At 38.1% G+C, this 15241-nt stretch carries 12 protein-coding genes and 1 other annotated feature; all 12 genes read left to right on the top strand.

Going from position 1 to position 15241, the window contains the following annotated elements:
• The first annotated feature begins 73 nt into the window (after positions 1–73).
• Positions 74–293, top strand: a binding site (T-box leader).
• Positions 294–474: 181 nt separating this feature from the next.
• The 12 genes from ileS to pyrE all read left to right on the top strand — a co-directional run bounded on the left by ileS (position 475) and on the right by pyrE (position 15231).
• The gene (gene ileS, locus D9780_RS09520; protein WP_121639942.1) at positions 475–3231 is read left to right on the top strand and encodes an isoleucine--tRNA ligase; all 2757 of its coding nucleotides are present in this window, start codon (positions 475–477) and stop codon (positions 3229–3231) included.
• Between the two features lie 138 nt (positions 3232–3369).
• Positions 3370–3840 (top strand): signal peptidase II, encoded by a 471-nt coding sequence (gene lspA / locus D9780_RS09515; RefSeq protein WP_073005225.1) that lies wholly within the window; start codon positions 3370–3372, stop codon positions 3838–3840.
• On the top strand, positions 3837–4748 hold the full coding sequence (locus D9780_RS09510; protein ID WP_073005224.1) for an RluA family pseudouridine synthase: 912 nt from the start codon (positions 3837–3839) through the stop codon (positions 4746–4748). Before lspA ends, D9780_RS09510 begins: the two co-directional genes overlap by 4 nt.
• A 225-nt stretch (positions 4749–4973) precedes the next feature.
• Complete coding sequence (pyrR, locus tag D9780_RS09505; protein WP_073005222.1) at positions 4974–5519, top strand: bifunctional pyr operon transcriptional regulator/uracil phosphoribosyltransferase PyrR; 546 nt, start codon at positions 4974–4976, stop codon at positions 5517–5519.
• Positions 5520–5812: 293 nt separating this feature from the next.
• Positions 5813–6751, top strand: coding sequence for an aspartate carbamoyltransferase catalytic subunit (locus D9780_RS09500; protein WP_371413742.1), 939 nt, complete (start codon positions 5813–5815; stop codon positions 6749–6751).
• On the top strand, positions 6696–7973 hold the full coding sequence (locus tag D9780_RS09495; protein ID WP_121639940.1) for a dihydroorotase: 1278 nt from the start codon (positions 6696–6698) through the stop codon (positions 7971–7973). The genes D9780_RS09500 and D9780_RS09495 overlap by 56 nt, the downstream gene beginning before the upstream one ends.
• On the top strand, positions 7973–9067 hold the full coding sequence (gene carA, locus D9780_RS09490; protein WP_121639939.1) for a glutamine-hydrolyzing carbamoyl-phosphate synthase small subunit: 1095 nt from the start codon (positions 7973–7975) through the stop codon (positions 9065–9067). The genes D9780_RS09495 and carA overlap by 1 nt, the downstream gene beginning before the upstream one ends.
• Positions 9060–12257 carry a carbamoyl-phosphate synthase large subunit gene (carB, locus tag D9780_RS09485; protein WP_121639938.1) on the top strand — a complete coding sequence of 1066 codons (3198 nt, stop codon included), beginning with the start codon at positions 9060–9062 and terminating at the stop codon, positions 12255–12257. The genes carA and carB overlap by 8 nt, the downstream gene beginning before the upstream one ends.
• Entirely contained in the window at positions 12257–13012 is a 756-nt protein-coding gene (locus D9780_RS09480) for a dihydroorotate dehydrogenase electron transfer subunit (RefSeq protein WP_121639937.1), read from the top strand. Before carB ends, D9780_RS09480 begins: the two co-directional genes overlap by 1 nt.
• Complete coding sequence (locus D9780_RS09475; protein WP_121639936.1) at positions 13009–13917, top strand: dihydroorotate dehydrogenase; 909 nt, start codon at positions 13009–13011, stop codon at positions 13915–13917. The genes D9780_RS09480 and D9780_RS09475 overlap by 4 nt, the downstream gene beginning before the upstream one ends.
• A complete protein-coding gene (gene pyrF / locus D9780_RS09470) occupies positions 13917–14627 on the top strand; it encodes an orotidine-5'-phosphate decarboxylase (protein ID WP_121639935.1) in 711 nt (236 codons plus the stop codon). Before D9780_RS09475 ends, pyrF begins: the two co-directional genes overlap by 1 nt.
• Positions 14614–15231: an orotate phosphoribosyltransferase gene (gene pyrE, locus D9780_RS09465; protein ID WP_121639934.1), complete on the top strand. Its 618-nt coding sequence runs from the start codon at positions 14614–14616 to the stop codon at positions 15229–15231. Before pyrF ends, pyrE begins: the two co-directional genes overlap by 14 nt.
• Positions 15232–15241 lie beyond the last annotated feature (10 nt).

Below are 15241 nucleotides of genomic sequence, written 5' to 3'. Positions count from 1 at the left end.
CATATAATTCATACACAGAACTGTTTTCTGTTCGATGAAGTGCTTATTATATAATAAACTTAAAAATGAATAAAACAAAGCATGGAAAGAGAGAGTATAAAAGCATGAACTGATTTAGCGAGTCAGCGGATGGTGGGAGCCTGATACAGTCGGACTTTTAGAAAATCACTCTTGAGTTGTCGTTATGAACAAATAGTAATAATGACCGGTTATTCCCGTTATCGATGTCGAGTGAATATGGAGAGATTTCCCATATTTATAAGGGTGGTACCGCGAGTCTTCTCGTCCCTTGAGGGATTGAGAGGATTTTTTTGTACAATAAAGCAGTAAAATTCTAGAAACTATAATAGAAGTAAACGCGGTTTTATAAGCCAAGTTTGTCTAGTATTATTCTTCGACAACGGGTCACGGAATGATTTTATAATTTAACGTTTAAGCATTTAATAACAACACCTTTAAAGGAGGAAGGCAATAATGGAATATAAAGATACATTATTAATGCCGAAAACCGCGTTTCCAATGCGTGGTAATTTACCAAATAAAGAACCAAACCGACAAACAGAGTGGGACGAAAACAAACTATATGAAAAAAGCTTGGAACGGACAAAAGGACGCCCAACGTTTATTTTGCATGATGGACCACCATATGCGAATGGGGATTTGCATATCGGTCATGCATTGAACAAAATTTTAAAAGATTTTATTATTAGATATAAGTCTATGAGTGGCTATTACGCTCCATATGTTCCTGGATGGGATACACATGGTTTACCTATTGAAACAGCATTGACAAAGAAGAAAAAAATCAATCGTAAAGCGTTAAGCATTGCTGAATTTCGTAAGCTCTGTGAAGAATATGCATTAAAGCAGTTGGATAATCAGCGTAATCAATTTAAAACATTAGGAATTCGTGGGGATTGGAACAATCCATATATTACGTTAACAAAGGATTATGAAGCAGCACAAATAAAAGTGTTTGGAGAGATGGCTAAAAAAGGCTACATTTATAAAGGACTTAAGCCGGTTTATTGGTCACCTTCTTCGGAGTCTGCTTTAGCTGAAGCTGAGATAGAATACCATGATAAACGATCTCCATCTATTTACGTTGCCTTTGAAGTAACGGATGGGAAAGGATTGCTAAATGCAGGAGATAAGTTGATTATTTGGACAACTACGCCTTGGACGATTCCTGCTAACTTAGGAATTAGTTTACATCCAGAATTGGAGTACATTGTTGTAGCAGTAGATAAAGAAAGGTATGTTATCGCACATGCATTGTTAGAAACCGTAGCTGAAGAGCTAGAGTGGGAAGCTTATCAAATAGAAAAAACATTTCGTGGTGAGCAAGCGGAACATATCTTAACGAAACATCCGTTTTACGATCGATCCTCGCTTGTAATGCTCGGTGATCACGTTACTACGGATGCCGGAACAGGCTGTGTACACACTGCTCCAGGTCATGGGGAAGATGACTTTTATGTAGCTAAAAAGTACGGTATTGATGCTTTATGCCCTGTTGATGAAAAAGGGGTGTTTACAGATGAAGCACCTGGATTTACTGGGATTTTCTATGATGAAGCAAATAAACTAATTACGGAAAAATTAGAAGAAACTGGGTCTTTGTTAAAATTACAATTTATTACTCATTCTTATCCGCATGACTGGCGGACAAAGAAACCAACTATTTTTCGGGCAACGTCACAATGGTTTGCGTCCATTAAAGATTTTCGCCAAACTATTTTAGAAGAAATTAAAAATATTCAATGGTACCCACAGTGGGGAGAAACGAGATTATATAACATGGTAAGAGATCGTGAAGATTGGTGTATATCCAGACAACGTACTTGGGGTGTTCCAATTCCGGTTTTTTATGGGGAAGATCGTACACCAATTATCACAGACGAAACGATCAGCCATGTATCCGAACTGTTTAAAGAGTATGGGTCAAATATTTGGTTTGAGTGGGAAGCGAAAGATTTATTACCAAAAGGGTTCACCTCAGAGCATAGTCCAAACGGTATTTTTACAAAGGAAATGGATATTATGGACGTTTGGTTTGACTCTGGTTCTTCTCATGAAGCTGTATTAATTGGTAGAGATGATCATCATCGACCAGCAGATGTATATTTAGAAGGAAGCGATCAGTATCGTGGATGGTTTAACTCATCCTTATCTACTTCTGTAGCCGTAACAGGTAAAACGCCATATAAATCGGTAATTAGTCACGGCTTTGCACTTGATGGTGATGGTCGTAAAATGAGTAAATCTTTAGGAAATGTCATCCAACCTACTAAAGTGCAGAAACAGCTTGGTGCTGATATTTTACGTCTGTGGGTTTCATCTGTAGATTATCAAGCAGACGTTCGTATTTCAGATGACATTTTAAAACAAATTTCAGAAGCATATCGTAAAATTCGTAATACGATTCGGTTTATGCTTGCAAACCTTAGTGATTTTCAACCATCGACGGATCGTGTTCCTTATGCTGATTTGGAAGAAGTAGATCAATACATGCTACATCGGTTGAAGAAATTAGTAGCCGGCGTAAGGAAAAATTATGACAACTATGAGTTTTCACCAATCTTCCATCAAATTCATAATTTCTGTGCTGTTGATTTAAGCTCATTTTACTTGGATTTTGCTAAAGATATACTGTACATTGAACAAGCAGATAATAAGCGTAGACGAAGTATTCAAACAGGTTATTATGAAGTTTTAACAGCGATTGTCAAGTTATTGACACCTATCATTCCACATACTGCAGAAGAAGTGTGGGAGTATATTCCTGAAACAGAAGCAGATTGGGTTCAGTTAACAGATATGCCGGAACCAAATGAAATGAATGAATGGAATGAAGTAGCTGAAAAATGGGATCATTTTATGCTTGTTCGTGATGATGTGTTGAAAGCTTTAGAAGCAGCAAGAAATGAAAAAGTGATTGGTAAATCATTAGAAGCTAAGTTAACGATCATTCCAAAAGATGTGCAAACAAAAGAAGTATTACAAGCGATGGACCATCTTCACCAATATTTTATTGTTTCAGAAGTAAACCTAGCGGAAACAAGCGAGCATGCTAAGGTGTATACGCATGTCGATGTATATGTAGAGAAGCATCCTGGAGACAAATGTGAGCGCTGCTGGGTCGCCTCCAGTACCGTTGGAGAAGACGCAGAACACCCAACACTTTGTACCCGTTGTGCAGATGTAGTAAAAAACCTTACATCCCTTTAAATATGAAAAAGGTTAAACTCCTTCTTGGGGGTTTAACCTTTTTTACACCAGTATGAAAGTCGTAAATATATTGCTATTTTTGCTTGTAACGTTTACCATTAAACTAAAGTTTGAAAACAAAATTTCGGAGGAAAGAACATGTATTGGTATTATATGATTGCACTATTAATTATTGTACTTGATCAGGCTAGTAAATGGCTAATAGTGACGAGAATGGAACTGGGAGAGCAGATCACCCTGATAGAGAATTTCTTCTACATTACTTCCCATCGTAATACAGGGGCTGCTTGGGGAATACTAGAAGGACAAATGACCTTCTTCTATATTGTTACGGTGATTGTTGTAGCTGTTGTTGTCTATTACATACAAGCATATGCAAAAGAGAGTAAACTATTAGGAATTGCATTAAGTTTTGTGTTGGGAGGCGCGATTGGTAACTTTATTGATCGCTTGTTTCGCAAAGAAGTAGTTGATTTTTTTGATTCTATTATCTTTGGTTATGATTTCCCAATTTTTAATATAGCAGATGCCAGTTTAGTCGTAGGCGTTTTTTTCATAATTATTACCATGTTTCTTGATGAACGAAAGAAAGGGAAAATCGCATCATGACAAAGAATAAATATATAGTTGGTGAACATGAGCATAAGACACGCGTTGATAAGTTGTTAGCAGAGCAAAATAATAATGTTTCTCGTTCGCGTGTACAATCATGGATTGAAGAAGCTTATGTTAAAGTAAATGGTGAATGTGTAAAACCAAATTATAAATGTCAGCAAGGTGATCGGATTGAATGGATGGTTCCAGAGACACAACCTTTATTATTAATACCCGAAGCCATTGATTTGGATATTGTTTATGAAGATAAGGATATTTTAGTCGTAAATAAACCTAAGGGGATGGTTGTCCATCCTTCTGCTGGTCATCAGAGTGGGACGTTAGTACATGCTTTACTTTATCATTGTACTGATTTATCTGGAATAAATGGAGTAGAAAGGCCCGGTATTGTTCACCGGCTTGACAAGGATACGAGTGGGTTACTTGTAGTAGCAAAGCATGATGAGGCACATCAACAATTGGCTAATCAGTTAGTTCAAAAAACAATGAAGCGAACATATCAAGCCATTGTGCACGGTCAAATTCCTCATGAAAAAGGATTAATAGAAGCTCCCATTGGCAGAGACCCGAAAGATAGGCAAAAAATGGCTGTTGTTGACAATGGTAAGCAAGCTATTACGCATTTCCGCGTCCTTCAACCTTACCAAGATTTTTCTCATGTGGAATGTCAATTAGAGACAGGAAGAACGCATCAAATACGTGTTCATATGAAGTATATTGGTTATCCGATTGTAGGAGATCCAAAATATGGACCAAGAAAAACATTGCCTACAAATGGGCAAGTATTGCATGCGAAAGAGCTACGCTTTAACCATCCAATCAATAATGAAGAAATGCATTTTACTACAGAGTTACCGACTTATTTTCATGATTTGCTTGTTTATATTCAAAAAATGTATTGACAAATGAAACGTAATTTGCCATACTTACAAGGAAGAATTAAATAGCTCCTTTAAACATAGTCCAGTGAGGCTAAAAAGGTTACGGAATGACTCTAAAACAGTATGCCCTTTTTCCTCATGGATAAAAGGGCTTTTTGTATGTCGTCTACTCGGAGCATATTGAGTCCCGAATGAGAAAAGCAGTATGGAGTGGAAACAACTATTTAAAATGGGACGGTGATAAAAATGAAGAAAAAAGCAGATTTACTTGATGCATCAGCAATTAATCGAGCGTTAACGAGAATTGCCCATGAAATATTAGAAAAAAATAAGGGCGGAGAAGATTTGGTCCTTGTTGGTATAAAAACACGAGGTGTACCAATCACAAAGCGTTTGCAAAAAAAGATTAACCAAATTGAAAACATGGAAGTGCCAGTCGGTGATCTTGATATTACATTATACCGAGATGACTTGGATAAAGCAATTGAAGGAGAAGATCCAGACCTAAAAGCAACCCACATTTCAACGGATATCAATGGCAAAAATGTAGTGTTAATTGATGATGTTCTATATACAGGGAGAACCGTACGGGCAGCAATGGATGCGGTTATGGACATTGGAAGACCAGCACAAATTCAATTAGGTGTTTTGGTTGACAGAGGTCATCGTGAGCTTCCAATACGCGCTGACTATGTAGGAAAGAATATCCCTACCTCCGAAAAAGAAGTAATTATGGTAAAACTTGAAGAAATTGATGGGACTACAGACACAGTTTCTATATACGAGAAATAAGCATTTTGATTAGACCTTTAATCAGGTACGAGAGATCTGAAAGGTTGTCCAAGATAATACGTGTATACACTACACGTTTACCTCTTTGCGACCTTTTAGCGCAAAGAGGTTTTTTTATACTTATAGGAAAGTATAAGTTTAAAGGTTTAGATAAGAAAAACTACAGCATTCGCCACGTTGCTAAACGGACGCTTACGCCATTGATCGATAATACATTTTTTTCAACAGGATAAAAAACGTGAATTGCTTAAAAAAGTTTGTTTCAAATATAACTAAAGGAGTGAAGAAAGATGGTGCGACATTTTATTTCATTAGATGATTGGACAGAAACGGAGATTATGAGTTTTTTACAATTAGCGGAGCATTATCGTAAAGCTTCATTTTATATCGATCAGCAACTCTTTGCAGCAAATTTATTCTTTGAACCGAGCACTCGGACAAAGATGAGCTTTATCGTTGCACAGCGCAAATTAGGGTTGGATATTTTAGATTTTAACGAAGAGTTTTCCAGCACGCAAAAGGGTGAGTCGCTATACGATACAGCTAAAACGTTTGAGGCTATTGGTGCTAACCTGTTAATTATTCGACATCAGGATGATTGTTGGACGGATGAATTAAGGAGTAAATTATCTATTCCAATCATTAACGCAGGAGCAGGAAAGAAAGAGCATCCAACGCAATGTTTGTTAGATTTACTAACGATTTATCAAGAATTTCATCGATTTAAAGGAATAAATATAGCCATTGCAGGGGACATTTCACACAGCCGCGTAGCCAAATCGAATGCGTATACGTTACAAAAAATGGGCGCCAATGTGTATTTAACTGCAGCTGAAGGATGCAAAGACTACTCACTCCCTTTTCCTTATATATCTATGGACGAAGCCGTAGAGATGACAGATGTACTTATGCTATTACGCATTCAGCATGAAAGACATCAAGTAGCGTATGACAAAACAACAAGCTATTTAGATAAATATGGCTTAACGAAGCAACGAGAAAAAAGAATGCAATCACATGCTATTCTTCTGCATCCTGCACCAATAAATAGAAATGTGGAAATTGATACAGATTTAGTAGAGTGTGAGCGCTCAAGGATTTTTAAGCAAATGAATAATGGTGTTTATGCAAGAATGGCAATAATGAGTAGTGTACTAAAAGAATGGGGGATTATGGATGAAAAAATTAGTGAAAAACATCAAACATCTTTTACCTACGGGGGAGTTAGTTAAAAGAGATATTCTGATTGAAAATGATAAGGTAATGAAAATAGCTATTGAAATAGATGAACAGACCGACATGGAAATAGACGGAAAGGGACGATTGGCTCTTCCTGGTTTCGTCGATGTCCATATCCATTTACGCGAGCCCGGAGGTGAACATAAGGAGACCATTCTTACAGGAACGAAGGCAGCTGCTCGAGGTGGATACACTACTGTTTGTGCGATGCCAAACACGAATCCTGTTCCTGATGAAGTTGAGACAGTTCAAAAATTGCAGCAAAGAATTGAGGAGGATGCTGTCGTTCGTGTTCTTCCATATGCTGCAATTACGAAACAACTGTACGGTAAAGAACTAACAGATATTCCTGCATTAGCGCAGGCGAGTATTTTTGCGTTTACAGACGATGGTGTCGGAGTCCAAACAGCTGATTTAATGCTTCAAGCAATGAAATTGGCAAAGGCACAAAATAAAGCAATTGTTGCTCATTGTGAAGATAATTCCATTGTTTATGGTGGTGTAGTCCATGATGGAGAAGTGAGTAAACGATTAAATGCTCCTGGTATTCCATCTCTAGCTGAGTCTGTGCAAATTGCTAGAGATGTACTATTGGCAGAGGCCACGGGTTGCCATTATCACGTATGTCACGTTAGTACAAAAGAGTCTGTACGAATAATTCGAGATGCAAAAAGAGCTGGAATTCGTGTAACAGCGGAGGTAACACCACATCATTTATTGTTAAATGAAACAGATATTCACACTGCTAATACGAATTTTAAAATGAATCCCCCATTACGATCTAAACAGGATCAAGAGGCGCTTTTAAATGGATTAATCGACGGTACGATTGACTTTATTGCAACGGATCATGCACCACATGCAAAGGAAGAAAAAGAACAAGGACTCTTAACTGCTCCGTTTGGAATTGTAGGTTTAGAACATGCATTTTCCTTACTCTATACACATCTTGTTTTGACAGAAAAAGTCAACTTGCAACAACTTGTTTCTTGGCTCGCAACAAAACCAGCGGAAATATTTGCATTACCATATGGTACATTGCAAGCAGGCTCTATAGCTGACCTTGTACTTATTGATTTACAACAAACAGAAATAATTGATAAAAATAATTTTTATTCTAAAGGAAAAAATACACCGTTTCATGGGTGGGAAGTGCAAGGTGTTCCAACGCTAACGATAGCAGCTGGAAACATCGTTTATGAGGGGGTAAAATAATGGGCAAACGTCAGTTAGTATTAGAGGATGGAACTGTTTTTATCGGTGATGGATTTGGTAGTACCCAAGAAGCTATAGGAGAAGTCGTGTTTAATACAGGAATGACAGGATACCAGGAAGTAATAACGGACCCGTCCTATTGCGGACAAATTGTTATGATGACTTACCCGTTAACAGGTAATTATGGAATTAATCGTGATGATATGGAAACTGTAACACCATTTATCCATGGGTTTATTGTGAAAGAGGTTGCTGAATATCCTTCTAATTTCCGCAGTGAAGAAACGTTGGACGATTATTTAAAAGCAAACCATATTCCTGGAATAGCTGGAATTGATACGAGAAAATTAACCAAAACAATTCGTTTACAGGGGACAATGAAAGGAGCAATTGCTGACATTACTATTCCTTCAGAAGAAATAGTGCGGAAACTACATAAGACAGATTTAGCGAAAAATCAAGTACAAAAAACATCTACTTTAAAGCCTTATGTTGTACCAGGACGAGGTAAACGGATTGTTGTGGTCGATTGTGGAATGAAACACGGAATTTTACGTGAATTAACGAAGCGAAATTGTCATATTACAGTTGTTCCTTACAATTATTCAGCAGAAGACATCCTCCGTTTAAAAGCAGACGGATTACTTGTTACAAATGGGCCGGGAGACCCTAAAGATGTACCAGAGACGATGAATATGTTGCAACAAGTTGTCGGGAAGCTTCCTGTATTCGGTATTTGTCTAGGCCATCAGCTGCTTGCTTTAGCTTGTGGAGCAGACACAGAAAAAATGACTTTTGGGCATCGTGGTTCAAATCATCCCGTAAAAAACTTACTTACAAATAAAACGTATATTACTTCACAAAACCATAGTTATGCAGTACAACGAGCATCGCTTGCAAAAACAAATTTAGAGTTAACACAAATAGCGTTAAACGATGGTACCGTAGAAGGCATAAAACATAAATTATTTCCAGCTTTTTCCGTACAATATCATCCAGAGAGTTCTCCAGGCCCAGAAGATACGAACCATCTATTTGACTCATTTTTAAAACTGACCGAGCAAGTGATGAAGGGGGAAGAAGTATATGCCTAAAAGTAAGTTGATGTCTAAGATTTTAGTAATTGGATCGGGGCCAATCGTGATTGGTCAAGCAGCTGAATTTGATTATTCAGGAACACAAGCGTGCCAAGCATTACAAGAGGAAGGTTATACTGTTGTATTAGCTAATTCTAACCCAGCAACAATTATGACGGATCATACAGTAGCAGATAAAGTATATATGGAGCCGTTAACCGTTGAATTTTTAACCAAAATTATACGAATGGAGAAACCAGATGCTTTATTACCAACTCTAGGTGGCCAGACAGGGTTGAATTTAGCCGTTGCATTAGATGAAACAGGGATTTTAGAAGAATATAATGTCACTTTATTGGGAACCTCCTTGCAAGCTATCCAAAAAGCAGAGGACCGTGAAAGATTTAGAGATTTAATGTATGAACTAAATGAGCCTGTGCCTGCGAGCCAAATTGTTCATACTGTGGAGGAAGCTTGTGCATTTGCCGATAAAATAGGTTACCCTGTTATAGTTCGTCCTGCCTATACATTAGGAGGAACTGGCGGAGGTATGTGTAATACGAAGGATGAGTTGCTAACAATTGCTCAAAACGGTTTAAAACTTTCTCCGGTTCATCAATGTTTAATCGAAAAGAACATTGCTGGATTTAAAGAGATCGAATATGAAGTAATGCGTGATAAGAACGACCAGGCTATCGTTGTGTGTAACATGGAAAATATTGATCCAGTTGGTATTCATACAGGGGACTCTATAGTCGTTGCTCCATCGCAAACATTAAGTGATCGTGAATATCAGCTATTACGTAATGCTTCCTTGAAAATTATCCGTGCTTTAGAAATAGAAGGTGGATGTAATGTTCAGCTTGCACTAGATCCGAATAGCTTTCAATATTACATTATCGAAGTGAATCCACGAGTGAGTAGATCATCTGCATTAGCATCAAAAGCTACTGGTTACCCCATTGCAAAGATGGCAGCAAAAATTGCTGTTGGTTTAACACTTGATGAAATTATTAATCCGATTACTGGTAAAACATATGCATGCTTTGAGCCAACACTTGATTATGTGGTTACGAAAATTCCACGTTTCCCATTTGACAAATTTACTACAGGAGATCGGAAATTAGGAACACAGATGAAAGCAACTGGGGAAGTAATGGCAATTGGAAGAAATTTTGAAGAATCTCTGCTAAAAGGCGTTCGTTCGTTGGATATAGGAACAGATGAACTGTGGCTAGAAAACTTAACGACATTAGATGAACAAGCTTTGCAAGCACGAATGAAAAAAGCGGATGATGAACGAATCTTTGTATTAGCAGAAGCACTTCGAAGAAACATGACGATTGAAGATATTTTTCAAATTACGAAAATTGACCGATTTTTCTTAGTGAAATTACAAAAATTAATTGCAATGGAAGAGGCTTTGCTGGAGTATGTAGGATCTCCTGACATACTAAGACAAGCAAAAGAGCGTGGGTTTTCTGATCCACATATCGCCCGCTTATGGGGAAAAGCGGAAGATGAAGTCTACGCTTTGCGGAAAAAACATGAGATTTTTCCTGTATATAAAATGGTAGACACCTGTGCGGCTGAATTTGCTTCGGAAACGCCTTATTTTTACAGCACCTATGAATTGGAAAATGAATCCCTTGTATCTAATCGTAAAAAAGTACTGGTACTTGGTTCAGGTCCAATTCGAATTGGGCAAGGAATTGAGTTTGATTACGCTACGGTGCACTCCGTATTGGCTTTAAAAGAAATGGGATACGAAGCAATCATTATGAATAACAACCCTGAAACGGTATCAACGGATTTTAGTATTTCAGACAAATTGTATTTTGAACCGCTCACTTTAGAAGATGTCATGCATGTCATTGAACTGGAACAGCCTGAAGGAGTTATTGTTCAGTTTGGCGGTCAAACGGCTATTAATCTTGCAGCTGGGTTAGAACGCCGAGGGGTAGAGATATTAGGAACGAGCTTACGAGCCATTGATCAAGCAGAAGACAGAGACAAATTTGAATTACTTGTGGATCAGTTACAGTTATTACGCCCTAAAGGGAAAACAGTCATGAAGATGGAGCGGGCTAAAGAAGTAGCTATGTCTATAGGTTATCCTGTACTTGTTCGTCCATCTTATGTCATTGGTGGAGCGAGAATGGAAATTGTATACAATGATGCAGAGCTTGCAGCTTATTTAGCAAAAACAGGGCATATAAATGACCAACATCCGATATTAATTGATAAATATATTACTGGGTTAGAAGTAGAAGTAGATGCAATTAGTGATGGGGAAACAGTTATTGTTCCTGGAATTATGGAGCATATTGAACGAGCGGGAGTTCACTCTGGAGATTCTATTGCTGTATATCCACCGCAACGATTAAGTCAAAACGTAAAAGATCAATGCTTACACGCAGCTACAAAAATTTCTCATGCATTACAAGTAAAAGGGTTAATTAATATTCAATTTATTGTTAGTGAAGGCCAAGTATACGTATTGGAAGTGAATCCAAGAGCAAGCCGGACAATCCCATTTTTAAGTAAAATTACTGGTGTAACGATGGCAAATTTAGCAACCAAATGTATCCTAGGGGAGAAGCTTACGGATATGGGGTATGAAACAGGTATATTGCCAGAAGATGACCAAGTGTCGGTAAAGGTTCCGGTTTTTTCCTTTGAGAAGTTACGCAGTGTAGATACGATCTTAGGACCAGAAATGAAATCAACGGGTGAGGCAATTGGTTATGATAAAACATTAGAAAAAGCACTATACAAAGGCTTAATTGCTTCTGGGCTTACATTACCGCAGGAAGGAAGTGTATTATTAACGGTAGCAGACAAAGATAAAGAAGAGATGATTCATATTGCTAAGCGATTCCATCAACTAGGCTTTCAATTGTATGCAACAGAAGGTACCGCCGACTATATTCAACGAAACGATATTCCTGTAACAAAAGTAGGTAAAATTGGTTCGCAACAACCAAATGTGCTTTCTGTTATTGAGAATGGGGAAGTTCAATATGTTATTAACACATTAACTTCTGGAAAACAACCACGCTCTGACGGTTTTCGGATTCGGAGAGAATCTGTAGAACATGGCATTGCTTGTTTAACGAATTTAGATACAGCAAATGCAATTTTGTACATTATAGATTCGATGACGTTTCAAGCTAAACCAATGGAACAGAAAAAGGTCGTGATTTAATGCAACAACTTTTAAAGATTAAATCAAAACAAACCGTTGCCCTTGATACAGTTGAGATGGTGCTTGAAAATAAGGCTGTCAGTCAAATAGCAGTTCCTGGGCAATTCCTTCATTTACATGTTGATGGACATATGCTCAGACGTCCCATTTCCATTGCTGATGCTGATCCTTCTGTTCATACAGTTACGATTTTATTTAAAATACTTGGCGAAGGTACAAGAAAGTTATCCACTTATCAAATTGGTGATGTCATTGACGTGTTAGGTCCGAATGGAAATGGATTTCCACTAATGAACGCTACCAAGAATTCGGTTTTAATCGTCGGAGGAGGCATAGGTGTGCCACCACTTTACTACTTAGCTAAAAAGTTAACAGAAAGCGGAGTGACGATAACAGCTGTACTAGGTTTCCAATCAAAGGAACATGTGTTTTATGAAGGGGAGTTTGAAGAGTTAGGGAAAACGATTGTTGTAACGAATGACGGTTCTTACGGTGAAACAGGATTTGTTACCAATATTTCCAAGGAGGCACTACCTTCTATTGACGAGTATTACTCCTGTGGGCCACTGTCAATGCTGCAGGCAGTGAAAGAACGTTGGAATAATATTCCAGGATATCTATCTCTTGAGGAACGGATGGGATGTGGAGTAGGAGCATGCTTTGCTTGTGTCATTCCAACAGATGATCATGGAGGATATAAAAAAATATGCCAGGATGGCCCTGTTTTCTCAGCAGAGGAGGTGCAACTAAAATGAGTCTAGCAGTGGAATTACCAGGTTTATCACTAAAGAATCCAATCATGCCAGCTTCTGGCTGTTTTGGATTCGGTAGAGAATATAGTGATTTTTATGATCTTAGTATACTGGGCGCAGTTATTATGAAAGCAGCAACAATGGAGTCTAGGTTTGGTAACCCCACGCCTCGGGTAGCGGAAACGTCTGCTGGAATGTTAAATGCTATTGGACTACAAAATCCTGGCGTAAAAAAAATAATTGCAACAGAGGTGCCATTTCTCGCTTCATTTTCAATACCAATAATTGCTAATATAGCAGGAAGTACGATTGAAGAGTATCGGCAGGTTGCCAAAGCTTTTCAGCATACGGATCAAGTAGCTGCTTTGGAGTTGAATATTTCTTGCCCTAATGTAAAAGAAGGAGGTATTCAATTTGGTACAGATCCCTTTATGGCGCAGAAAGTCACTGAAGCTGTAAAAGAAGCTACAAATCTCCCAGTCTATGTTAAATTATCACCGAATGTTGCTGATATTGTAGGCATGGCAAAAGCGGTTGAAAAAGCAGGAGCAGACGGTTTGTCTATGATTAATACACTGACAGGTATGCAAATTCATTTAGCCACAAGAAAACCAGTCATTGCGAATAAAACGGGCGGGTTATCTGGACCTGCCATTAAACCAATCGCTATACGAATGATTTATGAGGTGAAACAACATGTTTCTATTCCAATTATTGGCATGGGTGGCATTATGCACGCGGAAGACGTATTGGAATTTCTATTAGCAGGAGCAAGTGCTGTTGCTGTTGGTACAGCTAATTTTCAAAACCCGTACGTATGTAAGGAAATTATTGATCAATTACCACATACGCTAATGCAGTATGGTTTTAGCTCCGTAAAAGAAGCCATTGGAAAGGGGTTTGTTTAATGACTGCATCAATTTATCTGGCATTAGATTTTCCAAACTGGCATACAACGAATCAATTTTTAACAAAGCATGATTTAATTGGTGTTCCAGTAAAAATAGGGATGGAGTTATTTTATCGTGAAGGCCCAGCGTTAATAGAAAAATTAAAGCAAAATGGGCATTCCATATTTTTAGATTTAAAACTACATGATATACCAACAACAGTAAAAAAAGCGATGCGTAATTTGGCAAAATTAGAAGTAGATATGGTCAATGTTCATGCTTTAGGTGGAAGTGCTATGATTCAGGCAGCAAAGCAAGGATTAGTGGAAGGAAATACGCGTTTTCAGACCAAGTTATTAGCAGTTACGATTCTAACATCTATGGATCAGACAAATATGGAACAGAATTTGCGACTACCTGGAACGTTAGAAAGTAATGTACTTCATTTTGCAAAGCTTGCTGAACAAAGCGGCGCGGATGGTGTAGTATGTTCCGTTTACGAAGCAAATGCTGTAAAGAATGTATGTGGCGATTCTTTTTTAACGGTCACGCCTGGGATTCGATTGGTGGATGCACAAGATAACGACCAAAAAAGAATTGCTACCCCAAGCTATGCCAAACAACATGGAGCTAGTGTGATCGTTGTAGGGAGAACAGTAACGCAAGCTGACTCACCGAAACAAGCATATGATCAAATTAAAGGAGCGTGGGCAAATGGCAACAGGTGAAGAGATTATACGTGAGTTACTACAAATAAAAGCCGTACAGATTAAAACAGAAGGATATTTTACATGGACATCAGGAATTAAATCACCAATCTATTGCGATAATCGTTTAACGATGTCGTACCCAATTGTACGCCGAAAAATCACCCAGGCATTTGCAAGGATTATAAAAGAACAACAAATTCAATTGGATTGTATTGCTGGTTGTGCAACAGCAGGTATACCGCATGCCGCATGGTTAGCTGAAGCGCTTGATTTGCCAATGGTGTATGTTCGTTCCAAGCCGAAAGCGCATGGGAAAGGTAATCAAATTGAAGGAGAAGTGGAGCAAGGCCAAAAAGTAATTGTGATTGAAGATTTAATTTCTACAGGTGGCTCAGCTATTGCGTCAGCCAAAGCTTTGCATGCAGCTGGAGCTGAGGTGACAGGTGTGTTAGCCATTTTTACATATGGGTTGAGAAAAGCGGAGGTGGCTTTTCGTGAATCTGGTTTCCATTATCATACGATTACAGGATTTGATGCATTCATTCAAGTGCTAGAAGCTGATGGCAAGATTAATCAAATGGATAGCAAACAATTATTGGCTTGGAGAGAAAGTCTCAACTAGTAAAAGGTTA

The organism is Virgibacillus sp. Bac330 (assembly GCF_003667845.1).
GTDB lineage: Bacteria > Bacillota > Bacilli > Bacillales > Amphibacillaceae > Virgibacillus > Virgibacillus chiguensis.
Note: the sequence above shows the minus strand (reverse complement) of the source record. Positions and strands in the feature narration are given on the sequence as shown.